Annotated in this window: 22 protein-coding genes; 10 read left to right on the top strand and 12 right to left on the bottom strand. The window is 60.6% G+C overall.

Annotated elements, in window-relative coordinates; all coding sequences use genetic code 11:
* Position 1 precedes the first annotated feature (1 nt).
* Positions 2-1,183, top strand: coding sequence for a metal ABC transporter permease (locus ACESL9_RS04210; protein WP_372610133.1), 1,182 nt, complete (start codon positions 2-4; stop codon positions 1,181-1,183).
* Positions 1,183-2,097, top strand: coding sequence for a metal ABC transporter permease (locus ACESL9_RS04205; protein ID WP_372610681.1), 915 nt, complete (start codon positions 1,183-1,185; stop codon positions 2,095-2,097). Before ACESL9_RS04210 ends, ACESL9_RS04205 begins: the two co-directional genes overlap by 1 nt.
* Here ACESL9_RS04205 and ACESL9_RS04200 read toward each other — a convergent pair.
* Both ACESL9_RS04200 and ACESL9_RS04195 read right to left on the bottom strand, forming a co-directional pair.
* Positions 2,094-2,621 carry a 2-dehydro-3-deoxygalactonokinase gene (locus ACESL9_RS04200; RefSeq protein ID WP_372610135.1) on the bottom strand — a complete coding sequence of 176 codons (528 nt, stop codon included), beginning with the start codon at positions 2,619-2,621 and terminating at the stop codon, positions 2,094-2,096. The two genes, ACESL9_RS04205 and ACESL9_RS04200, sit on opposite strands and share 4 nt — an antisense overlap.
* A 46-nt stretch (positions 2,622-2,667) precedes the next feature.
* The gene (locus ACESL9_RS04195) at positions 2,668-3,591 is read right to left on the bottom strand and encodes a DMT family transporter (protein WP_372610137.1); all 924 of its coding nucleotides are present in this window, start codon (positions 3,589-3,591) and stop codon (positions 2,668-2,670) included.
* A gap of 117 nt (positions 3,592-3,708) precedes the next feature.
* Between ACESL9_RS04195 and ACESL9_RS04190 the strand changes: the two genes are divergently transcribed.
* A complete protein-coding gene (locus ACESL9_RS04190; protein ID WP_372674540.1) occupies positions 3,709-5,211 on the top strand; it encodes a malonate--CoA ligase in 1,503 nt (500 codons plus the stop codon).
* A 9-nt stretch (positions 5,212-5,220) separates the two neighbouring features.
* On the opposite strand, the gene ACESL9_RS04185 is transcribed toward ACESL9_RS04190, so the two are convergent.
* Together ACESL9_RS04185 and ACESL9_RS04180 are read right to left on the bottom strand one after the other, a co-directional pair.
* A complete protein-coding gene (locus ACESL9_RS04185) occupies positions 5,221-5,922 on the bottom strand; it encodes a response regulator (protein WP_372610141.1) in 702 nt (233 codons plus the stop codon).
* Entirely contained in the window at positions 5,919-6,416 is a 498-nt protein-coding gene (locus ACESL9_RS04180; RefSeq protein WP_372674539.1) for a MarR family winged helix-turn-helix transcriptional regulator, read from the bottom strand. Before ACESL9_RS04180 ends, ACESL9_RS04185 begins: the two co-directional genes overlap by 4 nt.
* Positions 6,417-6,586: 170 nt before the next feature.
* Here ACESL9_RS04180 and ACESL9_RS04175 point away from each other — a divergent pair, with 170 nt between their 5' ends.
* Complete coding sequence (locus ACESL9_RS04175) at positions 6,587-7,453, top strand: branched-chain amino acid aminotransferase (RefSeq protein ID WP_372610145.1); 867 nt, start codon at positions 6,587-6,589, stop codon at positions 7,451-7,453.
* 219 nt (positions 7,454-7,672) lie between these two features.
* On the opposite strand, the gene ACESL9_RS04170 is transcribed toward ACESL9_RS04175, so the two are convergent.
* The 5 genes from ACESL9_RS04170 to ACESL9_RS04150 form a co-directional block, all read right to left on the bottom strand.
* Positions 7,673-8,470, bottom strand: coding sequence for an SDR family NAD(P)-dependent oxidoreductase (locus ACESL9_RS04170; RefSeq protein WP_372610147.1), 798 nt, complete (start codon positions 8,468-8,470; stop codon positions 7,673-7,675).
* Between the two features lie 16 nt (positions 8,471-8,486).
* Entirely contained in the window at positions 8,487-9,401 is a 915-nt protein-coding gene (locus ACESL9_RS04165; protein ID WP_372610683.1) for an ABC transporter permease, read from the bottom strand.
* Between the two features lie 356 nt (positions 9,402-9,757).
* Positions 9,758-11,047: an ABC transporter permease gene (locus tag ACESL9_RS04160; protein WP_372674538.1), complete on the bottom strand. Its 1,290-nt coding sequence runs from the start codon at positions 11,045-11,047 to the stop codon at positions 9,758-9,760.
* A 98-nt stretch (positions 11,048-11,145) separates the two neighbouring features.
* Complete coding sequence (locus ACESL9_RS04155) at positions 11,146-12,219, bottom strand: ABC transporter substrate-binding protein (protein ID WP_372610151.1); 1,074 nt, start codon at positions 12,217-12,219, stop codon at positions 11,146-11,148.
* A 116-nt stretch (positions 12,220-12,335) separates the two neighbouring features.
* Complete coding sequence (locus tag ACESL9_RS04150; RefSeq protein WP_372610153.1) at positions 12,336-13,436, bottom strand: ABC transporter ATP-binding protein; 1,101 nt, start codon at positions 13,434-13,436, stop codon at positions 12,336-12,338.
* Positions 13,437-13,698: 262 nt separating this feature from the next.
* Between ACESL9_RS04150 and ACESL9_RS04145 the strand changes: the two genes are divergently transcribed.
* Positions 13,699-14,883, top strand: coding sequence for a M24 family metallopeptidase (locus tag ACESL9_RS04145; protein ID WP_372610155.1), 1,185 nt, complete (start codon positions 13,699-13,701; stop codon positions 14,881-14,883).
* A complete protein-coding gene (gene argE, locus ACESL9_RS04140) occupies positions 14,880-16,040 on the top strand; it encodes an acetylornithine deacetylase (protein ID WP_372674537.1) in 1,161 nt (386 codons plus the stop codon). Before ACESL9_RS04145 ends, argE begins: the two co-directional genes overlap by 4 nt.
* Here the strand turns inward: argE and ACESL9_RS04135 are convergent.
* The 3 genes from ACESL9_RS04135 to ACESL9_RS04125 all read right to left on the bottom strand — a co-directional run bounded on the left by ACESL9_RS04135 (position 16,037) and on the right by ACESL9_RS04125 (position 19,827).
* Positions 16,037-17,593 carry a class I adenylate-forming enzyme family protein gene (locus tag ACESL9_RS04135; RefSeq protein ID WP_372674536.1) on the bottom strand — a complete coding sequence of 519 codons (1,557 nt, stop codon included), beginning with the start codon at positions 17,591-17,593 and terminating at the stop codon, positions 16,037-16,039. The two genes, argE and ACESL9_RS04135, sit on opposite strands and share 4 nt — an antisense overlap.
* Positions 17,594-17,675: 82 nt before the next feature.
* Entirely contained in the window at positions 17,676-19,073 is a 1,398-nt protein-coding gene (locus ACESL9_RS04130; RefSeq protein WP_372610161.1) for an aspartate aminotransferase family protein, read from the bottom strand.
* Between the two features lie 76 nt (positions 19,074-19,149).
* Entirely contained in the window at positions 19,150-19,827 is a 678-nt protein-coding gene (locus tag ACESL9_RS04125; protein ID WP_372610685.1) for a GntR family transcriptional regulator, read from the bottom strand.
* A 192-nt stretch (positions 19,828-20,019) separates the two neighbouring features.
* Here ACESL9_RS04125 and ACESL9_RS04120 point away from each other — a divergent pair, with 192 nt between their 5' ends.
* From ACESL9_RS04120 to ACESL9_RS04105, 4 genes are all read left to right on the top strand, one after another.
* Positions 20,020-21,105, top strand: coding sequence for a polyamine ABC transporter substrate-binding protein (locus tag ACESL9_RS04120; RefSeq protein WP_372674534.1), 1,086 nt, complete (start codon positions 20,020-20,022; stop codon positions 21,103-21,105).
* Positions 21,106-21,166: 61 nt separating this feature from the next.
* On the top strand, positions 21,167-22,291 hold the full coding sequence (locus tag ACESL9_RS04115; protein WP_372610165.1) for an ABC transporter ATP-binding protein: 1,125 nt from the start codon (positions 21,167-21,169) through the stop codon (positions 22,289-22,291).
* A 1-nt stretch (position 22,292) separates the two neighbouring features.
* The gene (locus ACESL9_RS04110) at positions 22,293-23,183 is read left to right on the top strand and encodes an ABC transporter permease subunit (RefSeq protein WP_372610167.1); all 891 of its coding nucleotides are present in this window, start codon (positions 22,293-22,295) and stop codon (positions 23,181-23,183) included.
* Entirely contained in the window at positions 23,180-23,995 is an 816-nt protein-coding gene (locus ACESL9_RS04105; RefSeq protein ID WP_372610169.1) for an ABC transporter permease, read from the top strand. The genes ACESL9_RS04110 and ACESL9_RS04105 overlap by 4 nt, the downstream gene beginning before the upstream one ends.

Here is a 23,995-nt window from a genome sequence, read left to right as displayed (position 1 = left end):
CATGTGGGGGCTGGGCTATAACGCCGCCCTCGTGGCGACCGGGGCGGGGCTCCTCGGGGCGGCGGCAGGAATCACCGGCAGCTTCCTGGTCCTGCGCAAACGCGCGCTCGTGTCCGACGCCATCGCCCACGCCACGCTGCCCGGCATCGCGCTGGCCTTTCTGGTGATGGTGGCGTTGGGTGGTGACGGCCGCAGCCTTGCCGGGTTGCTCATGGGATCGGCGCTCTCGGCCTGGCTCGGCCTGCTCTGTGTCGGCTGGCTCACCCATGCCACGCGGCTGAGCGAGGATGCCGCCATCGGCGCGGTGCTCTCGGTCTTCTTCGGCTTCGGAATCCTGCTGCTGACGGTGATTCAGTCCCTGAACCTGGGGCGGCAGGCCGGGCTTGAAACCTTCCTGCTCGGCGCCACGGCGGGGATGCTCTATTCCGACGCGCTGACCATTGCCATTGGCGGCGGGATGGCCACGCTGGCTGCGCTGGTGCTGCGCCGTCCGATGCTGACCGCCGCCTTCGATCCGGGCTACGCGGCCGCAACGGGACTCGATGTGCGGCGGGTCGACCTGGCGATGATGGGGCTGGTCATGGCCATCACCGTGATCGGGATCAAGATCGTGGGCCTCGTGCTCATCGTCGCGATGGTCATCCTGCCCCCGGTCACCGCCCGGTTCTGGAGCGACCGGGCCAACCGCGTGGTTCTGATCGCCGGTATCATGGGTGGTCTGACCGGCCTTGTGGGCGCGCTTATCTCGGCGACCGCGCCGAACCTGCCCACCGGCCCGATCATCGTGCTGACCGGCAGCGCGGGATTTGCCCTTTCGCTTCTGATCGCCCCGAGGCGCGGGCTCCTGGCCACCGTCCTCGGACAGTATCGCTATCAACGCCGGGTGCATCTGCGGCAGGGACTACTGGCCCTCGCCCATGGCCATCCGGTCTATGAACGCTTTACACTGCGGCTTCTGATCCGCGCGGGGCTTGCCAATCCCGACGGCACCGCCACGGAAACCGGCCGTGCCGCCGCGGCGCGCGCGCTGCTCGACGAAAGCCGCTGGCAGGTGCTGCGTGCCGATCCCGCGCAGGAAATCGCCGCTTCGCATTATGACGGGCTGCGCCCGATCGAAACCGTGCTCACCCCCGACCAGATCGCGCAGATCGATGCCCGCCTTGCCCCGAGGCCGCTCACATGATCGGGGCCGAGTTCGTCGCACTGTCGCTGCCTCCGATCCTGATCGGGTGCCTGGCTGCCATCGCCTGTGCGATTCCGGGCAATTTCCTTTTGCTCCGGCGGCAGGCCCTGATCGGCGACGCGATTTCGCATGTGGTGCTGCCGGGGATCGTGGTCGGCTTTCTCGTCACCCGCACCGTCTCGACCTGGCCGATGATGCTCGGCGCGGGCGGTGCGGCCCTAGTCGCTGTGCTGCTGATAGAAAGCATCCGCCGCGCTGGCCGGCTCGAACCCGGCGCGGCGATGGGCGTTGTGTTCAGCACCATGTTCGCGGGCGGTGTCCTGCTGCTTGAACAATCCGACACCTCCTCGGTGCATCTCGACGTGCAGCACGCGCTTTACGGCAATCTCGAAAGCCTGATCTGGCTCGATGCAACCGGCTGGGCCTCGCTCCTCGATGCGCAGGCGCTGGCCGGTTTGCCACCTGAACTCCCGCGCATGGCGATCACCTGCCTGATCGTCACCGGCGTAACCGCCCTGCTCTGGCGCCCGCTCAAGCTCTCGACATTCGACGAAGGTTTCGCCCGCGCGCTAGGCCTGCCGGTGCGCGCGCTCAGCCTCGCGCTGGTCATCATGGCGGCCATGGCGGCCGTGGCGGCTTTCGACGCCGTGGGCTCGATCATCGTGATCGCGATGTTCATCTGCCCGCCCGCCGCCGCGCGGCTGATGACCGACCGGCTGGCTCATCAGGTCTGGCTGAGCGTGGGGTTTGCCACGCTCTCCGCCATACTGGGCTATGTTCTCGCCGGTTATGGCCCGCTCTGGCTCGGCTTCGACAACTCGGTCAGCGCGGCGGGCATGATCGCCACCGTTTCGGGCCTCATCCTCGCGCTGGCTGCAGGCTTCGGCCCGCGCCGCGCGCCGCGCAGCCCCTAAAGCGCCTTGCGCCCCGCATCCTCCATCGCCGCGCGCCCAACCCGCTCCACCGGCACGCCCTGTGCCTCCAGTACCGCCGCATAGCCCTCGGCCAGCGTTTCATCGCCCATCACCACCACCTGCTGGCCAAGCCAGTAGGGCCGTGCCGCCGCCATCTCGGCACCCAGAAGATGACCCAGCAATGCGTCCCTGTTTCCGCCCAATTCCGCGGAATCGAGATGCTGGGCCAAACGCTCGGGCCGGGCCATCGTATCCGCAAGCGCCTCCGCATCCACCCGCTCGCCCGCATCCAGCGCGCGGGCCAGGCGGATGGTCAGGAAGGACTGGAAACTCACGATCTCGCCCGCGCTCAGATGCACCCAATGGCTGCGCACGCCCGGCAAAAGGACCACCCCGTCCCAATGCGGATGCCTCGCCGCATGACCCGCCACGGCGAGCCGCGCGGCCGCATCGAGTTTCCCGCGCGGCTGGTCCTGAGCCACGTCCCCGGACCCAAGCGCCGGGCAAGGCACCCTGTCTGACATTTCCATACCCCTCCAATTCAGTCTCTGTTCAAGCCCAAACGACCAATTACCCCTGCGGCGTAATGTTCCTGCGCGCGCGGTTGCGTTCGATGCCCAGCCGGTGTTCGCGGACGATGATGATCACCCCGGCCAGGATGACGATCCCCGCCCCAAGCAGCATCGGCCCGGTCGGCACCTCGGAAAAGACGAAATACCCGATCAGAAGCGCAAAGATCATCGAGGCATAATCGAACGGCGCCACCACGCTCGCATCCGCAAAACGATAGGCCGAGGTCAGGAATATCTGCCCCATCCCGCCGACAAGCCCGATCAACACCAGCAACACCGCTTCCTTGCCGGTCGGCACCACCCATCCGAAGGGCAGCGTCAAGAGCGCAAGGATGCTCGATGTGAGCGAAAAGAAGAACACGATTGCCGATGTCTGCTCGGTCTGGACCAGCTTGCGCACATAGATCTGCGCCAGCGCCGCACAGCCCGCTCCGGCCAGGACGACGATCGCGCCCAGCGCCTGCGTGGTCTCGACCGTATCGCCGGCGAACGCGGTCAGCCGTGGCGACAGCACGATCAGAACCCCGACAAGGCCCAGCGCCACCGCCCCGAGCCGAAACAGACCCACCTGTTCGTTGAGAAACATCGCCGCGAAGATCACCACAAGCAGCGGCGCGGCATAGCCGATCGCCGTCACCTCGGGCAGCGGCAAGAGCGCCAGCCCGGTGAACATCAGCCCCATCGCCGTCGTCCCGACGAACCCGCGCCAGAAATGCCCCATCGGTGACGCGACGCGCAGCCCGGTGCGCAGATCCCCCCGCACCCAGAGCCAGCCGAGGATCACCGGAATCGCAAAGAACGAGCGAAAGAACACCGCCTGACCCGCCGGCACATGATCCGAGGTCGCCTTGACCAGCGCGGCCATGACGACGAATGTCACCACTGCCAGCAATTTCAGCAATATTCCCTTGATCGGATTCATTTTGCGCGCCCTTTTTCCGGTTGCCACACTTACGACCCCCGGCGAAAAGATCAATCCGCGCTTGAAAATACCCGCCATGCACCGCACGAAAGCCAGACAGAACCAAGGATCGGACCCATGTACGACAACAACCATCTCGCCCATCGTCTCGCCACCCATCTGCCCCAGATCCGCGACAAGGTCTTTGCCGTTCGTCCCGGGCAGTCGGATGTCAGCTATGGTGCGCTTTTCGATGGGGCCGAACATCTTGCCGCGCGACTGATCTCGGCCGGGCTGCAACCCGGCGACCGGGTCGCCGTGCAGGTCGAGAAAAGCATCGAGGCGGTGCAGCTCTATATCGGCACAGTGCTGTCCGGTGGCGTATTCCTCCCGCTCAACACCGCCTATACCGCCGCCGAGATCGAGTATTTCCTTTCGGATGCCACGCCGGCCGTGGTCGTCTGCGACCCCGCGCGCGAGGCCGAGATTGCGCCGCTCGCAGGACAGGCGCGGCTCTTCACCCTCGATAGCGCGGGCGAAGGCAGCCTGACCGCCGACCTGCCCGACGCGCCCGGATTCGCACCCGTGCCGCGCAGCGGCGATGACCTCGCGGCGATCCTCTACACCTCGGGCACGACGGGGCGCTCCAAGGGCGCGATGCTCAGCCACGACAACCTCGCGTCGAACGCGCAAACGCTGCGCGATTACTGGCGTTTTACCCCCGATGACGTGCTCATCCATGCGCTGCCTATCTTCCACACGCACGGGCTTTTCGTGGCCACCAACGTGGCCCTCATGGCCGGGGCCTCGACCGTGTTCCTGCCCAGGTTCGACGCCCGCGCGATCCTCGACGCGATGCCGCATGCCACCTCGCTGATGGGCGTACCCACTTTCTATACCCGCCTGCTCGACGATCCACGCCTCAACCGCGAAACGGTCTCTAACATGCGGCTTTTCATCTCCGGCTCCGCCCCGCTCCTCGTCGACACCCACGAGAAATGGGAGGAACGGACCGGCCATCGCATCCTCGAACGCTATGGCATGACCGAAACCAACATGAACACCTCGAACCCTTACGACGGCGAACGCCGCGCCGGCACGGTTGGCTTTCCCCTGCCGGGGGTCGAACTGCGCATCGTGGATGACGGTCGCGAAGTCGCCGCCGGCGAGATCGGCATGATCGAGGTGCGCGGCCCCAACGTGTTCAAGGGCTACTGGCAGATGCCCGAAAAGACCGCCGAGGAACTGCGCCCCGAGGGGTGGTTCATCACCGGCGATCTGGGGATGCGCGACGAAGACGGCTATGTGAGCATCGTCGGCCGCGGCAAGGATCTTATCATTTCGGGTGGCTTCAATGTCTATCCAAAGGAGGTCGAGAGCCTGCTCGACGACATCCCCGGCGTCCTGGAATCGGCGGTGATCGGCGTGCCGCATCCCGATTTCGGCGAAGCCGTCGTCGCGGTGATCGTGAAAGAGAAAGAGGCTCTTTCGCTTGCGGATATCACCGCCATAACGGGCTCTAACCTGGCCAGATTCAAGCAGCCCAAGCATTACGAATTCGTCGCCGAGCTGCCCCGCAACACCATGGGAAAGGTGCAGAAAAAGACGCTGCGCGAAACCTATGCCGGGCTCTTCACCTGAACGCCGGGGTCAATCGGGCGAAAGCATGTAGCCCGCCCCGCGCACCGTCTGAAGGTAACGCGGCTGTTTCGGGTCTACCTCGATCTTGCGCCGAAGCCGCGTGATCTGCACGTCAATGGCACGCTCCTGGGCCTGCCCGCCATCGCGGCCCAGGTCCTCGACCAGTTTGATCCGGCTCACCGCCTCGTTCGGCGTGGCAGCAAAAATGCGCATCAACTGGCTCTCGGTCGCGGTCAGCCGGATCGGGGCGCCGTCCTTCCAAAGCTCACCGCGCTCGATGTCATAGCGGATCGAGCCGAGGTTGAGGACCTTCGGCCCCGGCGCCTCATCCTGTGCCTCCGGCATCCGCCGCAGGATCGCGTTGATCCTGAGCAAGAGCTCCTTGGGCTCGAACGGCTTGGCGAGGTAATCGTCCGCCCCGGCCTCGAGCCCGGCAATGCGGTCTTCGGTCTCGCCCTTCGCCGTGAGGAGCAGGATCGGCGTCTGCGACGTCTCGCGCAGATCCTGGGTCAACGCGATTCCCGTCTCGCCCGGCATCATCACATCCATCACGATCAGGTCGAAATCCAGCCCCGCAAGGACGCGCCGTGCATGCGCCGCATCCCGCGCCGAGGTGACGAGGAACCCGTGCCGGCTCAGGAATTTCTGCAAAAGCGTTCGGATACGCTCATCGTCATCCACGATAAGCAGATGCGGTTCGAAATCCGTCATGCGCCCTTCTCCCTCAGCGCGTGATAGCGCCGTCGCATCTCCGGGTCCATCATCGCTTCGAGAACGGTGCGAAACCCCGCCACGGCCTGTGGCCCGGCCTGTCGGAACGCCGCCCGCATCCGCGCCCGCTGCGCATCGCTCAGCCTCTGTTCGAGCGCGGCTCCCGCGTCGGTCAGGTAAAGATGCCGCTCCCGCCGATCCGTCCTGCCGACCTGGCTTTCCACCAGGCCATCCTCGACCAGCGTGCGCAGGACACGGTTGAGCGATTGCTTGGTCACGCCAAGAATTTCGAGCAGGTTGTTCACCGTCGTTCCGGGCACCCGCGCGATGAAATGAAGCGCCCGGTGATGAGCGCGGCCATAAGCCATCGTGGCCAGGATGCGATCCGGGTCGGCGGTGAACCCGCGATAGGCAAAGAACATCGCCTCGATCGCCTGCCGCAACTGCTCGTCGGTCAGAAACAAAAGCGTCTCGCCGCCCGCGCTGTCTGACATGACACACCCCTCAATCACAAATCGCCTGCATTTTCTCCACAATAAGTCAGCTTTATTGACATTCCAAGATGCAACTGTTAGCGAATCGCAGTTTTTGCGTAACTTTATGTCCGTAACGGACATAAATCGCGCAACAAATGCAAAGCTCGGACTGTGAAGGAGTAAGCTAAATGACGGGCTACGATGATCGTGACGGCAAGATCTGGATGGATGGCAAACTGGTCGACTGGCGCGCGGCCAATGTGCATGTCCTGTCCCACGCTCTGCATTATGCCTCCTCCGTATTCGAGGGCGAACGCTGCTATGACGGCAAGATTTTCCTCTCCCGCAAGCACTCCGAGCGGCTCCTGAACTCGGGCAGCCTTCTTGACATGCCGATCCCCTATTCGGTGGACGAGATCGAGGCCGCCAAACAGGCGGTGATCGCGGCCAACGGGTTGACCAACGCCTATGTCCGGGCCGTTGCATGGCGCGGCGCGGGCGAGGACATGGGCGTCAGTTCCGCGCGCAACCCGGTCCGCATGGCGGTCGCCGCCTGGGAATGGGGCGACTATTACGGCGATGCCAAGATGAAGGGGGCGAAACTCGACGTGGCAAAATGGAAGCGCCCCAGTCCCGAAACCATCCCCACCTCCGCCAAGGCCGCCGGGCTCTACATGATCTGCACCATGTCGAAACACGCCGCCGAGGCCAAGGGCTGCTCGGACGCGATGTTCCTCGATTACCGCGGCTACGTGGCCGAGGCGACCGGCGCCAACATCTTCTTCGTGCGCGACGGCGAGGTCCACACCCCCCTGACCGACGCCATCCTCAACGGCCTCACCCGGCAGACCGTGATCGACATGCTCAAGGATCGCCAGGTCAAGGTGCATGAACGCCACATCATGCCCGAGGAACTTGAGAGCATGGAACAATGCTGGCTCACCGGTTCCGCCGCCGAGGTCACCCCTGTCGGCCAGATCGGAGATTGGAATTTCGAGGTCGGTGCCCTGACCAAGGACATCGCGCAGGGGTATGAGAAGCGTGTCCGCGCCTGACCCGGTTCTTGCCGAGGTGATCCCGCAGAGGAACCCACCCTCCGGACCCACACGGGTTTCGGGGGGTTTTCTTTTCCACCCGGGCTGGTGCACCCGCAAACACCGCACGGGCGATTAACCTTTTGCGCGGTTAACGAATGGTTGTTTCACCCGGCAGCCGGATGGCAGCCGGGAGTCATACGCTTATCACCCCCCCGGTTTTGGTCCTTTTTGCGGCGTTTACGATTTCGCGTTGGCGTTCTTGTAAATGCGCTGCAACTTGGCCATTCCGCCGATCCAGCGGTCGTAATTCTCGACCTTGTTGCGCATGTATTGCGCAACCTCCTCATGCGGCAGAACAAGGAAGGTCTCAGACCGGATCGCATCCAGCGTTTTCTGTGCAACCTCTTGAGTTGAAAGGACTCCGTCCGCCGTGGCCGGGTTGTCGCCGGCATTGCGCACCATCGCCGTATCCACCCCCTGCGGGCACAGGACGCTCACGCGGATATTGTCGTCCTTGTGGCCCAGCGCCAGCGCCTCGGCAAACCCCACTGCGGCATGTTTCGTCACCCCGTAAACCGCTGATCCCACTTGATTAAGCAACCCCGCGGCGCTGGCCGTATGCATGAAATACCCACCGCCACGCGCCTTCATTTTCGGGATCAGATGGCGCGCGGCATGGACATGCGCCATGACATTCACCGCCCAGGCCTTGTTCCAGGCCTCCGTGCTGGCGAACGCGATGTTGTCAAACGAGTCATCTTTCCCGGTCAGAATGCCCGCGTTCGAACACATAAGGTCGATCGGCCCGATATCCGCCTCGACCTTGTCGAGCATGCCTTCGACCTGGTGCTGATCGCTGACATCACAGGCAACAGCCGTGCCATCCACCATGTCCGCAGTTTCCGCCGCACCGTCGATATCGAGGTCCACCGCCACCACATGACGCGCACCCGCATCTTTCAACGCAATACATAGCGCCCGGCCGATACCTTGGGCAGCACCCGTTACAACTGCAATCTTACCATTGATTTCCAATGACTTACCCTCCCTTTTACTGGGGGGTAACCCCCCTGAGACGCTCCGACCGACGGCGCAGAAGCTCCACCGTGGTCAGGAGCAGGATCGAGATCACGACAAGGATCGTTGCCACCGACAGGATTGCCGGGCTGATCTGTTCGCGGATCCCGTTCCACATTTGCCGGGGGATGGTCTGCTCGTCCAGAGCACCGACGAAAAGAACCACCACAACCTCGTCAAATGACGTAACGAAAGCAAACAGCGCGCCCGACACGACACCGGGAAGGATCAACGGCATCTGCACGCGCCGAAAGGTCGTGAACGAGTCGGCCCCGAGGCTGGCCGCCGCGCGGGTGAGCGAATGATCGAACCCGACAAGCGTCGCGGTCACGGTGATGATCACGAACGGAATGCCCAGTGTGGCGTGGGCCAGCACGACGCCCAGATAGGGAATGCCCCAGTTCTGAATGCCGAGCGCCGAGTAGAAGAAGAACAGGCCCGTTGCCACGATGATGATCGGCACGATCATCGGTGAAATCAGGATGGCCATGATCGCCCGGCGATAGGGCATTTCCGACCGGCTCAGTCCCAGCGCGGCGATGGTGCCCAACGTGGTGGCCAGGATCGTCGAGAAGAACCCGATTATGATCGAGTTCTTGGCGGCGTTGATCCACCTCGCGTTGTCCCAGGCATCAGCCCACCAACTCAGGTCACGCGGCGCATCGGGATTGGTCATCCCGAAAGTCAGCAGCAGGTCATACCAGCGGAGCGAATAGCCCGTGGGATCAAGAGCCAGCATCTTCTCCGTGAAGGTGAAATAGGGCGCTACGTTGAAGCTGAGCGGGATGATGACGAGGATCGGTGCGATCAGGAAAACAAAAATGATGCTGCAGATGGCAAGATACGTGTAATGCCACAGAACTTCGTTCGAAGTCAGATAGTTGGGCAAGCCATCCAGATAATGTCGATAGTGAACCCAGAACACGAAATGGGCGATCAGGACTGCCAGAATTGTCCCTGCGATCGCCCCGCCGATGCCCCCGGCAAACAGCCCGAGAACGAGACCCATCGCACCCAGCACGATCATTGCTGTCCGCTTGCTGTCAAAGACCGACACCAGAACGAATGCCATGCCCGCCGCCACCACGCTGGTCACCAGCATCGCCGTTGCGGCCTCGAGCAAACCCGATGCCCGGGCGTTCATCACGACCAGAACCACGAAGGCCGACAGAAGAGCAAAAAAGGACAAGGAGAAGCGGAAAGACGCGGTTGCCTGCGTGGTCGAAACATCTGAATTCATCGCGATCATCCCAGTTTCAGGTTGTCGATTCCGACAAGGCGGTCATAGAGCCAGTAAAGGATCAGAACCCCGCCGAGCAAAAGTGCCGCAAGCGCCGCGGCAAGCGACCAGTTGAGCGAGTTCTGCATGTGAAAGGCGATCAGGTTCGAAATCAGCTGCCCGCTGGCGCCCCCGACAAGCGCGGGTGTGATGTAATAGCCGACCGACAGGATAAACACCAACAACGCCCCGGCCCCGATCCCCGGAATCGTCTGTGGAAAATAGATTCGCCAGAACGCGGTCCAGCTTGTCGCGCCAAGGCTGCGTGCGGCGCGCACATAGGAGGGGTTGATCGGCCGCATTACCGAGTAGAGCGGCAACACCATGAACGGCAGCAGGATATGTGTCATCGCAACCACCGTACCGATCTGGTTATACATCATCGGGAGCCGGTTCTCGTCGCCAAGCAACCCCGCACCCACCAGCGCGTCATTGAGCACCCCTTCGGATTGAAGCAGCACGATCCAGCTTGTCGTGCGCACCAAGAGCGAGGTCCAGAAGGGCAGGAGGACGAGGATCATCAACAGGTTCGATTGGCGGAGCGGCAGGGTCGCCAGCAGATGTGCGATCGGATACCCCAGTACAAAGGTCAGGAAGGTGATCAGCACCGACAGGAACAACGTGCGCTGGAACAGGTTCACATAGACCTTGCGATTGTCCGGAACGCCCTCAAAGCCCCCGTCGGGCGATTTCTTGAGGTCGATCGCGGCAAGATAGAAATTTACCGTGTAAGGGGTGGATGCATCGCGCATGACCTGCCAGAGGTCCGGGGCACCCCATTCCTCGTCAAGCTCGATGAAGGCCTCCTTGTAAGGTGGTTCAAGGCCGGTGATGCTCCTGTTGGCCTTGGTGAACATCGACCGGGTGCCGGACCGTTCATAATTGATCCGCGTCCCGGCCGAGCCGGCGGCCCGCACTTCTCGCAGTTTTCTTATGTCCTCTGCCAGCGCGGCATAGGCCGCCTCGTCTGGTTCGGTCCCGACAGGGTTTTCGTCGAACCATTCCTTGACGTTCGTCATGATCGGCGTGCGCTCGCCGGTTATGACGTCGGTATGCATCGTGAAGCCTTCGTTATAGACAGATTGATGCAGCATCTGTGCAATCGGCGTTACGAAGGTGATCAGGATGAAGGCGAGCAGGGGAAGCACGAGAAGGAATGCACGGCGCCGCGCCCGTGCTTCTGCCCTTGCAAGGGCAGCCTTGAGAGGTATGCCATCCGCGGTGGTCAGCGATTGATTGGCCGTTGCGTCGCTCATCGATGCCGTCATCCTGTCCCAGTGGGGGCAGGCCGTCCCATTGGCGCCCCGCCCGTTGTCATCCGGCCCGGGTCATGTGCCCCGGGCCGTGTGCTGACTCAGTTCGCCAACCAGGCGTTGAAACGCTCATTCAGCTCGGCGTCCATGTCGACCCAGAACTCGAAATTGTTGACCAGAGCGTTTTCAAGATTGGCTTCCGCTGTGGGCATATGCGGGCCCATCTCGGTTTCTCCATCCTGGTACAGTCCCACGAGCTCGCCAGAAGACTTGCGTGCCGGACCGTAGGAGATCCACTTGGCCTGATCTGCCAGGCGCTGCGTGTCAGTGGCAAAAGAGATGAACTCCATCGCGTTCTCCATATTGGCCGCACCACGGGGCACCACGAAAAGGTCGAAGTCGAGGATCTGGCCATCCCACAGGATTTCAAGAGGTTGCTCTTCCATGACGGCGGCGTTGAAGATACGGCCGTTATAGGCAGTGGACATCACCACCTCGCCATCGGCGAGCAGTTGCGGCGGCTGTGCGCCGGCTTCCCACCAGACGATGTCGTCCTTGATCCCATCGAGAACCGCAAAGGCGCGATCCACGCCTTCAGAGGTATCGAGCACGTCATAGACCTCTTCTGCGGGAACGCCATCTGCCATCAGCGCCATTTCAAGGGTCGCCTTGGCCGATTTGCGCAGGCCGCGCTTGCCGGGGAATTTCTCCGTATCGAAGAAATCCGCGATCGAGGTCGGCGTGCCATCGACATTGTCAGAGTTATAGGACACCACAGTTGACCACACGATGCTGGCCACGGCGCAATCCTGCAGCGCGCCTTCGATGAAATCCTCGGTCGCCGGGGTGCCATCAGGGGCAGGCGGAAGCATGCTGTGGTCGATAAGTTCGAGCAGGCCTTCGTCACAGAGGCGCACCGCGTCGGAGAATTCGACGTCGGCGACATCAACCGAGACATTGCCCGCTTCGACCTGCGCCTTGATCGGGGTGGCCGGGTTGTCGGCATCGACCGAATTCACCTTGATGCCGGTCTCGGCAGTGAACGGCTTGTGATAGGCTTCGACCTGGGACTTCGTATAGGCCCCGCCCCACGACATCACGGTTACTTCCTGCGCCTGGGCGCCGAACGCCACGCCGGCGAGTGCCGTTGCCATCAGTACAGATTTGAGCTTCATTCGCTTTTTCTCCCTAGTTGACCCGTTTCGTTATTGAGGACCGCCGCTCCGGGTTCAGCGGATTGGCCCATGCCGTCACCCCGGGTCCTGGACGACCCGGAACGGTCACATTCCCTTCAGGCATCAAGTGCCCGGCAGTCTTCTGGTAACCAGCCGATCTCGATATGCTCTCCGGGTTGAAGCCTTTTCTGGTCGGGCGCATTGCGGGTCTTGACGACGAACTCGTCATTCCCGGCGACCCGGAGCCGCGTGCGGAAGATGTCACCCATATAGATGAATTCAAGCACTTCGGCCTTGAGCGTATGGGCCCCCTCTTGAAGACGCGCCTTGTTGAATTCCACCCGTTCGGGGCGAATGGATACGCGCGTGCGTTCACCGGCCTTGCTCACGTTTACGGGGTTGCAATCTATCACTTCGCCATCGTCAAGCTGAACCAGTGCAACGCCGTTCCTGATCTCCTTGACGAAACCCTCCAGCGTGTTGTTCTCACCGATGAACTGCGCCACGAAGCTGTTCATCGGCTCCTCGTAAAGCTTGTCTGGCGTGTCAAGCTGCTGAATGACCCCGTCATCGAAAACCGCCACCCTGTCGGACATGGTCAGAGCCTCGGTTTGGTCATGGGTCACATAAACCACGGTGATTCCAAGGCTGTGGGCCAGGTTGGTGATCTCGAACTGCATCTTTTCACGCAACTGCTTGTCAAGCGCCCCGAGCGGTTCGTCCATCAGGACAAGCTCGGGCTCGAACACGAGCGCGCGGGCCAAGGCAATCCTTTGTTGCTGCCCGCCGGAAAGCTGGGCCGGGCGCCGCTTGCCGAAATTGCCCATCTCGACCATTTCCAGAGCGCGCTTGACCTTGGCCTCGCGATCGGATTTGCCGATGTTGCGCACCTCCAATGGGAAGGACAGGTTTTCCTCGATCGTCATGTGCGGGAAAAGCGCGTAATTCTGAAAGACCATGCCGATCCCGCGCTTGTGCGGCGGAATGTTGTTGATGGACTTGCCACCCAACCGGATATCGCCATGGGTGGCTGTCTCGAACCCCGCGAGCATCATAAGGCAGGTGGTCTTGCCGGATCCGGAGGGACCAAGCATGGTCAGAAACTCACCCTTGGGCATCGTGAGGTTCAGGTCTTTCACGACGAGCGTTTCGCCGTCATAACTCTTTTGCACGCGATCGAACTCGACGAACGCATCCGAAGTCTGCGAAGCTGCCAATTTCGGCTCCCTGTTGTTTTTCCCGGCTCTTGCCGTTTGTTGAATCGTATGTAAACCGGGCTAGACGTTCGTTTGCAACAGATTTGAGGTCTTAAACGGCGATTCGGGCATTTCTGTTGAAGAAATGGGCGCCTTTTCCGCCCAATTGCAAAGATTGGTGTCGGGTTGCTCGCGTCGCCGCAAGCGTGCGGGTTGTCGTAATCGAAGGGGCCAGAACACGTTAACCGTGTTTAATGCGCCCATGCGAAAGAAGGAGTGGGGCATGACAAGGAACGCGACCGCGTTTTCCGAAGCGGAATACCAACGCCGGTTGAAACGGACACGCGCGGCGATGTCCGAACAGGGCATCGACGTTCTCTTCGTCGAGGATCCCTCCAACATGGCATGGCTGACCGGCTATGACGGATGGTCCTTCTACGTGCATCAGGGTGTCATCCTGACCCAGGAGGGCGAACCGTTCTGGTGGGGCCGGAACATGGACGCGAATGGCGCACGTCGCACCGCCTGGCTCTCGGATGACAGCCTGCGCCCCTATGGGGACGAATACGTCCAATCGACCACGCGTCATCCGATGCAGCACCTTGCCGTTCTGCTCGCCGATCTGGGTTTCGAGCGCGCGCGGATCGGCGTCGAAATGGAGAATTATTACTTCTCGGCAAAAGCGTACACGACACTGCTCGACTGCCTGCCGCAGGCGCAGATTGTCGATGCGACCGCGCTTGTGAACTGGCAGCGCGCAGTGAAGTCCGAGGAGGAACTGAACTTCATGCGCCGCGCCGCGCGCATCGCGGAAAAGATGATCGACGGCGCGATCGAACGCGCCGAACCGGGGTTGCGCAAGAACGAATTGGTGGCTGAAATCTATCGCGATGCATTGCGCGGCGTTGGCGAGGACTGGGGGGACTACCCGGCCATCGTGCCGATGTGTCCGTCGGGGGCCGATGCGTCCGCGCCGCATCTGACATGGGATGGCAACGCGCTCAAGACCGGCGAATGCACCTTTTTTGAATTGGCTGGTGTCTACCGCAGGTATCACACTCCGTTCTCTCGCACCGTCTTTCTCGGCACGCCACCAGACGACATGAAACGCGCCGAGGCCGCACTGGTCGAGGGGCTGGAGGCCGGCCTTGACATGGCCCGCGCCGGAAACCGGGCATGTGATATCGCGAATGCCCTGGCCAAGCCGCTGGAAAGTGCTGGAATCGAACGCGGCGCGCGTTGCGGATATCCCATCGGACTATCCTATCCGCCGGACTGGGGCGAACGCACCATTTCACTGCGCGCCGAAGATGAAACCGTGCTCGAACCGGGCATGACCTTTCATTTCATGCCGGGTCTCTGGACACCCACCTGGGGCCTTGAAATCACCGAGCCTATCCTGATCCGCGAGAGTGGTCCGGCCGAGGCTTTCTGCAATCGCCCGCGTCAGATGTTCGTGAAACCATGACCGATCTTGCTCGTACCAAGGACATATTGAGCGAACTCATATCCTTTCCGACCGTGTCCACCGACAGCAATCTGGACATGATACAGCATATGGGTGCGTTACTTTATGACATCGGCGCGAGTGTCGATATCTATGCCGATGACAGCGGGACGAAGGCGAACCTTTTCGCCACGATCGGGCCGGATCGCGATGGTGGTATCCTGTTGTCTGGTCATTCGGACGTCGTGCCGGTGGCCGATCAGGATTGGCGATCCGATCCGTTCCAGCTTTATGAGGCGGATGACAAGCTCTATGGCCGCGGCACCTGCGACATGAAAGGCTTTATCGCTGCAACGCTCGCCATGGCACCCGAGTTTGCGCGCCGCGAATTATCCCGCCCAATCCACTTCGCCTTCACCCATGACGAGGAAACCGGATGCATCGGGGCGCAGACGCTGGTTTCGGAGCTAAAGGCACGCGGTATCAAACCCGGCATTGCGGTTATCGGCGAACCGACCATGATGAGGATCATCGAGGGCCACAAGGGATGCTGTGAATACACGACCCGCTTTTCCGGTCTCGAAGGTCACGGATCGGCCCCCGATCGTGGCGTGAATGCTGCCGAGTACGCGGTGCGCTATGTCTCGCGCTTGCTGGAGATCCGCGAAGAGTTGAAGGGCCGCGCGCCTGGAAACAGCCGCTTTGATCCACCATGGACCACGCTCAATATCGGGCGTGTGACCGGCGGCGTTGCGCATAACGTGATTGTGGGAAAATCCGAGGTGGAATGGGAGTTCCGGCCGGTTCAATCTGATGACTATAACTATGTGACATCTGAAATCACGCGCTATGCCGAAACCGTGCTGTTGCCAGCCATGCGCGCCATTTGCCCGGATGCCTCGATTGAAACCGAAACCATAGGTGAGGTGACCGGGCTGGAACCCATGCCCGAAAACGAGGCACGAGACCTTGTCGCTGGTCTGACTGGAAGCAATGACGCCGATGTCGTGGCCTTCGGGACCGAAGCGGGGCTGTTCCAGTCGCTGGGTCTGTCCGCGGTGGTCTGTGGCCCGGGCTCGATCGATCAGGCCCATAAACCCGATGAATACATAGAACTCAAACAGCTCTCGGCCTGCCTCGATATGCTCAAGGGGTTGGGCCGCAAGGTAGCGGCCTAGGCAAGGAACTCCTTGCGCAGATCCCGTTTGAGGATCTTGCCGATCTCACTGCGCGGAAGAGTGTTCATCACGCGTAAGCTGTGCAGTCTCTGGCTCTTGCCCAATCGCGCGTTGGCCGCTTCGAGAATATCCTGAGCTGAACGTGTCGCGGTTTGACGTAGAACGACGAAACCCACCGGCGTCTCGCCCCATTGCTCCGACGGGATACCGACAACTGCAGCGTCGGTCAGATCGGGGTCATCCAGAAGAACCAGTTCCAGATCGTTGGCATAGATGTTCAAACCACCGGAAATGATCATGTCTTTCTTGCGGTCGCTGAGCACCAGAAATCCGTCTTCATCAAACGAGCCCATGTCGCCCGAGCGAAAGAACACTCGGCCGTTTGCGTCGCGCCAGATGGTTTCCTCGGTCAGGTCATCACGCCCGAAATACCCCGCCATCATCGCACCGGAGCGGCCACAGATCTCCCCGATCTCGCCCGGGGCAACCTCGTTTCCATCTTCATCTACAAGGCGGAATTCTACGCCTGGGCCAGGCTGGCCCACGGTGTGGAGCTTCTCGGGGTGCTCATGCGCCGCCAGAACACTGACTCCACCGCCTTCGGTCAAGCCGTAGTATTCGGTCAGGCCACCGGGGAACCGGGTTAGGACATCGCGTTTGATGTCCGCGCGAAGCGGGGCCGAGGTGGAAAACTTGGCCTGCATGGACGACAGGTCGAAATTGCCGAAATCGGGATGTTCCATGATCCGCTTGTATTGAACCGGAACAAGCATCGTGTGCGTGATTTTCTCTTGCTCAACGATTTCGAGATAGCGCAACACGTCGAACTTGCCCATCAGGTGCACGCAGGACCCACCCGCCAGAGTGGGCAGAAACGCTACAATCGTCGTGTTGGAATAGAGCGGCGTCGAAAGCAATGTCCGCGCAGTATCCACATATCCGGCGGGTTCGATCCGCTCCATCTGGACCGCACGCATATAATGGTTGTGAAGAATGCCCTTGGGCGTGCCGGTGGTGCCGGAAGAATAGATCAGGTTGAACGCGTCCTTCATTCCGATGGGCACCATGGGATCGGACGTGTCGCCTTTGTCCCGGAACGCCGTGTAACCGATCCATCCGTCCGCATCAAAATCCAGCGCGATCCGGATCGCGTCCAGATCGGGCAAAAACGGCTGCGCCAGTGGCCTATATTGATCCGACAGGAAAAAGACCTTGGGCGTGCAATCCGCGATCATCTTTCCCAAGGCTTCGGAGGACGCCATCGTGGACAGCGGTACCAGGCAAGCACCGGCCCGGATCGTTCCAAGGAAAATCTCCGCAAAAGCTGCCGAGTTTTCCGACAGGATTGCAACCCGATCTCCCTTCTCGACACCAAGCGCGCGCAGCTGATTGGCGACCTGGTTGGTCCGGCGATCCAGCGCGCGCCATGTCAGGCGCGTGTCCCCCTCGACCAACGCTTCCTTGTCCGTATTGCGTTCTGCCGCGTCGCGGATCATGTCCACGACGGTTTTCGTGGGCCTGCTTTCCGGTGCACCCGGTTCAAACTCGATCATCAATTCCCTCCCACGCCTGCGCGAGCGGGATGCTCAAATCATTCAGGTCGCATTGGCAAGCAGAACGCTACGTTCCGGCCACCTAGCTTGCCGGCACCATGAGCCCACGTTCCGTGGCCTGGGCCAGGCATTCATCAAGAGCCCGGGATGCACGTTCGATCAAGGTGTCGATTTCGCCCTTGCTGATGACCAGCGGCGGCGAGATGATCATCCGGTCGCCGACATGGCGCATCACCAGATTGTTGGCAAAGCACCGTTCGCGACAGATAAGGCCGATGGTGCCCGGATCCGATGCGAATTTCGCGCGCGATGCCTTGTCGGGTGTCAGGGCGATTGACCCCATCATGCCGACGATCCGCGCCTCGCCGACGAGCGGATGATCGGCCAAAGCTTCCCATTTCTGCTTGAGATACGGGGCGGTTTCGGTTCCACAGGTTTCAACGATCTTCTCTTCATCGAGAATCCGCAGATTCTCCAGCGCGACAGCCGCCGCGACGGGATGACCGGAATAGGTATAGCCGTGATTGAACTCGCAGGCCCCGATTACCTCGGCCACTTCGTCGCAAACGATAGAGCCGCCAATCGGGGCGTATCCCGATGACAGACCCTTGGCGATGGTCATGATATGCGGGCGGATGCCCATTGTCTGGCTGCCGAACCATTGCCCTGTGCGACCAAAGCCGCAGATGACCTCATCAGCAATCAACAGGATCTCGTACTTGTCGCAAATCCGCTGGATCTCGGGCCAATAGGTTTCGGGCGGCACGATCACACCACCCGCCCCCTGAACCGGTTCCGCGATAAAGGCCGCGACCTTGTCCTCGCCCAGTTCAAGGATCGCCTCTTCCAGCGCGCGGGCCCGGGCCAGACCGAATTCTTCCGGGCTCATGTCACCGCCTTCGGCCCACCAGTTGGGCTGGTCGATATGGTGGATGCCAGGGATCGGCAGGCCGCCCTGCGCATGCATCGGAGTCATCCCGCCAAGAGAGGCCCCGGCCATCGTCGACCCATGATAGGCATTCTTGCGGCTGATGATGATCTGCTTGTCGGGTTTTCCCTTCTGGGCCCAGTAGGTGCGGACCAAGCGCATGTTGGTGTCATTGGCCTCGGACCCCGACCCGGCAAAGAACACATGGTTCAGATCCCCGGGCGCCAGTTCTGCCAACCGATTTGCAAGGGCGATCGCGGGCACATGCGTCGTTTGAAAGAAAGTATTGTAATAGGGAAGCTCTTTCATCTGCCGGGCTGCAACCTCGGCAAGTTCCGCCCTGCCGTAGCCGATATTGACGCACCAAAGGCCCGCCATCGCATCCAGTATCTCGTTACCTTCGCTATCCGTCAGCGTCACGCCACTTGCCCGGGTGATCACGCGGGCGCCCTTCTCGGCCAGTTCGTCACCTGCGGTGAAAGGATGCATGTGATGCGCCGCATCAAGCGCCTGAAGCTCTTTCGTCGGCATGTGATTCGAGATCGGTATCATTCGGAAAGCCTCGCAAGTGGGGGATACAACATGCTCCAAGCCAAGCCCGGAGCGTCGCATTCAGAATATGATCAAATTATGCGGTGTCAATCGAATCATGTGGCAATTGCTCTGATTCGGCGATGGCCTGGCGAACCTGCTCCATGCCCTGAATCACGTCTCCACGCATCGCTTCCGCGGCCGCAAGTGCATCTCTTGCCCTGAGCGCATCCAACGCCTCTTTATGCCGATCCGGCAGATTCTGCGTCCCCATTCGGCCGCAAACCACGCGCAACGAGGGCCCATAACGCAACCAAAGCCCATCGGCCAGGGAAGACAGGATCGGGGCATCTGCCAGTGCGTACAATGTCTTGTGAAAGCGATAGTTTTCTTCGAGATAAGCGCGCAGGTTTCCGTTCAGTATCGCCTGATCGAGACGCATGTCGATCCGAGCAAGGTCCTCAACGTCCTCTACCGATCCGCGCTGTGCTGCACGCAGCACCAATTCGGTTTCAATCGCTTGGCGAGCATATATGATTTCATCTATATTTCCCACACTTAGGTTCGGAACACTGACGCGCCGATTGTCGTTTGAAACCAGGGCTCCTTCGGCAATCAACCTGCGGATTGCCTCTCGCACGGGCGTCATGCCGGCATTGAGAGTCGAGGTAAGTCCCTGGATCGTGACCGGTTGTCCCGGTGCGAGTTCTCCAAACAGAATCGTCTCGCGCAACCGTCTGTATACCTGCTCATGGGCCGGAAGGGACGGCAGCATGCGCTCCGTTGCCGAGTTTTTGCCGGATCGATCTGCCAAGTTTTTAATCATCTGCAAGGGCGCGCTTTCGTCGATGGGCCGTTTCCGACAAGGTTACAAGCAGTGAAATGAAATTGCCATGTTGCATGATGGGAAAAAACTTGATCAAATCTTGCGACAAGAGGCGCACGACCTCAACAAAGGGAGACTGAAATGAGAAACCATCTGCTCACCGCCGCAGCTTCGCTCGCTCTTTTCGCGGGCATGGCCACCGCCGAAGAAGTTCGCGTCTACAACTGGTCCGATTACATCGACGAGGACCTGCTCGAGAAATTCGAGGAAGAGACCGGCATCGACCTGGTCTATGATGTGTTTGACAGCAACGAAGTTCTGGAAACCAAGATGCTTGCCGGTGGATCAGGTTACGATGTCGTTGTCCCGTCCGGCACTTTTCTGCAGCGCCAGATAACGGCGGGCGCCTTCCAGGAACTGGACAAGTCCAAGCTGCCCAACATTGAAAACATGTGGGATGTGATTGACGAACGCACCGAGCAATATGACCCGGACAACGCCTACTCGATCAATTACATGTGGGGCACGACCGGGCTCGGGGTGAATGTCGGCAAGGTCAGGGAGGTTCTGGGCGACGACGCACCGATCAACTCGCTTGCGCTTGTTTTCGATCCCGCGAACATGGAAAAGCTGGCCGATTGCGGCGTGCACTTCCTTGACGCGCCCGCCGAGATGATCCCGGCGGCACTCAAATACATCGGGGAAGATCCCAACAGCCATGACCCCGATGTCATCGCCAAGGCGGAAGGCGTGTTCGAGCCGGTGCGGCCCTACATCCAGAAATTCCACAGCTCCGAGTATATCAACGCGCTGGCCAATGGAGACATCTGTGTCGCGGTCGGCTGGTCTGGCGATGTTCTTCAGGCGCGCGACCGTGCCGAAGAGGCCGACAATGACGTTGAGATCGTCTATAACGCGCCGGTCGAAGGGGCGCAGATGTGGTTCGACCAGATGGCCATTCCCGTGGATGCCCCCAATCCGGAGGGCGCTCACAAGTTCCTGAACTTCATCATGGACCCCGAAAACATGGCGGCCGCGTCGAACTATGTCTACTTTGCCAACGGCAACGAGGCTTCGCAGGAATTTCTTGCCGAGGATGTCATCAACGATCCGGCAATCTATCCTGACGAGGACACCCTCGAAAACCTTTTCACGACCACACCCTATGATGCGCGGGTGCAGCGGGTCGTGACGCGCCTCTGGACCAAGATCAAGTCCGGCACCTGATCAGAAGCCAAAGCAGGCCCGCGCCATCGCAGGCGCGGGCCTTTTTTCAGAGGAATAGTCGATGGCGCAGACCGTGTTCGAACCCTGGAACGATCCCGATCAGGAACCGCTCATCCAGTTTCGCAATGTGACCAAGCGCTTTGGTGATTTCACCGCGATCGACAATCTGTCACTGGATATCTTCGAGCGCGAGTTCTTTGCCCTTCTGGGTCCATCTGGATGCGGCAAGACAACGATGATGCGGATGCTTGCGGGTTTCGAGGGCGTCAGCGAAGGTGCGATCTACCTGTCCGGAAAGGATATCGCTCCGGTGCCGCCCAACAAGCGGGCCGTGAACATGATGTTCCAATCCTACGCGCTTTTTCCGCATCTTTCGGTCTGGGACAACATTGCCTTCGGCCTGAAGCGAGACAGACTGCCCAAAAAAGCGATCGGGGACCGTGTGTCAGAGATGCTTCAACTGACCCGGCTTGAAAAGTTCGCCCATCGCAAACCTCACCAGATTTCCGGTGGCCAGCGTCAGCGCGTCGCGCTGGCGCGCTCCCTGGCCAAGGCACCAAAGCTGCTCCTGCTCGATGAGCCCCTCGGCGCGCTCGACAAGAAGTTGCGACAAGACACGCAGTTCGAGTTGATGGACATCCAGGAAAAGACCGGCACGACCTTCGTGATCGTGACCCATGATCAGGAAGAGGCCATGACCGTCGCAAGCCGCGTCGCGGTGATGGACGAGGGGCGCCTGATTCAGGTCGATACGCCCGCACAGATCTATGAGTCGCCGAACTCGCTGTATGTCGCCGATTTCATTGGTGACGTGAACATCATCGAAGGTCACGCGAAAAGATCCGGCGTTGGCTATGACATCACCTTTGCCGAGGGCCAGCCGGTGCTTCATGCAAAGACATCGAGGGATCTCGGACCAGCCGGGAAATGCTATCTGGCGATCCGTCCCGAGAAGGTGACTGTCTCGGCCGAGAAGCCCGAAGGCAGGACAAATCTCGTCAAGGGGACGATCCTTGACATTGCCTATCTGGGCAACCTCTCGACCTATCACGTGAAACTGGCCTCGGGTCAGATCATCAAGGCGCAGACGGCCAACACCCGCCGCATCGCGCGCCGAGATCTGAGCTGGGAGGATGAGGTCTGGCTCAGCTGGACCGAAACCGCCGCCGTGGTCCTTGAGGTCTGAGATGCGGCGCCTTGTTCTCATCGCGGTTCCCTATCTCTGGCTGCTCGCGCTGTTCCTGATCCCGTTTCTGATCGTCCTGAAAATCTCGCTTTCCGACACGGCGCTTTCGATTCCCCCGTATACGCCCACACTCGATCTCGGTGCCGGGTGGGTGGGTGTGAGAGAATTCTTCGCGGGGCTGGATTTCGAGAATTTCTGGTTCCTGACGACAGATGAACTTTACTGGAAAGCCTACCTCTCCAGCCTCCAAATTGCCCTGTTGTCGACCATCATGACACTGATCGTCGGCTACCCCATTGCCTATGGCATGGCGCAGGCACCCGACGAATGGCGGCCGACCCTGATGCTTTTGGTCATCCTGCCCTTCTGGACCAGCTTTCTGATCCGCGTTTATGCATGGATGGGTATTCTGAGCCGCGAGGGGCTGCTTAACCAGTTTCTGCTCTGGATAGGGGTGATCGACGCGCCTGTCAGAATCCTCAACACCGACACGGCGGTCTATATCGGGATCGTCTATACCTATCTGCCATTCATGGTTCTGCCGATCTATGCCACGCTTGAAAAACTTGACGAGTCGCTGCTCGAAGCGGCCGAGGATCTGGGCTGTTCGCGCGCCTCGGCGTTCTGGCTCGTGACGGTGCCGCTTTCAAAAAGCGGGATCATCGCCGGGTGTTTTCTCGTCTTCATTCCCGCCCTGGGCGAGTTTGTCATCCCTTCGCTTCTTGGCGGTTCGCAGACGCTGATGATCGGCAAGGTTCTGTGGGAGGAGTTCTTCAACAACCGCGATTGGCCGATCGCATCCGCGGTGGCGGTCGTCCTGTTGTTGATCCTGATCGTCCCGATCATCCTCTTTCAACGCAACGAGCAAAAGCAACGAGAGGCCGAAGGATGAGGCGGTTCACCTGGTTCAACGCGACCTCGCTGACACTGGGCTTTGCGTTCCTCTATATCCCGATGCTCATCCTGATCATCTTCAGTTTCAACGCGTCCAAACTCGTCATGGTCTGGGCCGGGTTCAGCACCAGGTGGTATGGTGAGCTCTTGCAGAACGAGGCGTTTCTGAACGCAGCTTGGGTCACGCTCAAGGTGGCGGTCGCGTCTTCGACCATCGCCACGGTCCTGGGAACGATGGCTGCGTATGTGCTGATCCGGGGTGGTCGATTCTGGGGGCGGACGCTGTTTTCGGGCATGATCTATGCGCCGCTTGTGATGCCCGAAGTGATTACCGGTCTGTCGCTCTTGCTGCTCTTTATCGGGATCGGGCTGGACCGGGGCGTCCTGACCATCGTTTTGGCACACACGACCTTTTCAATGTGCTTTGTCTCGGTCGTCGTGTCATCGCGCCTGGTCAGTTTTGACCGCTCTCTGGAGGAGGCGGCCCTCGATCTGGGTAGCACACCGTTCGAGGCTTTCCGCCTTGTCACGCTGCCGATCATTGCACCGGCCGTAATCTCGGGTTGGCTTCTGGCCTTTACACTGTCGCTCGACGACCTGGTTATCGCATCCTTTACCTCTGGGCCCTCGGCCACGACCCTTCCAATCAAGATCTTCTCGTCCATTCGCCTTGGGGTCAGCCCCGAGATCAACGCGCTTTCGACGATCCTGATTCTGATTGTCACGATCGGCGTCCTTACCGCGTCACTGGTGTCAAAGCGGTCGAGTCTCAAGATGCAGGCCGACGAACGGGCCGCCGTGCGAAACTGA

The organism is Aquicoccus sp. (genome assembly GCF_041686535.1).
Classification (GTDB): domain Bacteria; phylum Pseudomonadota; class Alphaproteobacteria; order Rhodobacterales; family Rhodobacteraceae; genus Aquicoccus.
The sequence above is the reverse complement of the archived record's forward strand: the minus strand, read 5'-3'. Positions and strand labels throughout refer to the sequence as shown.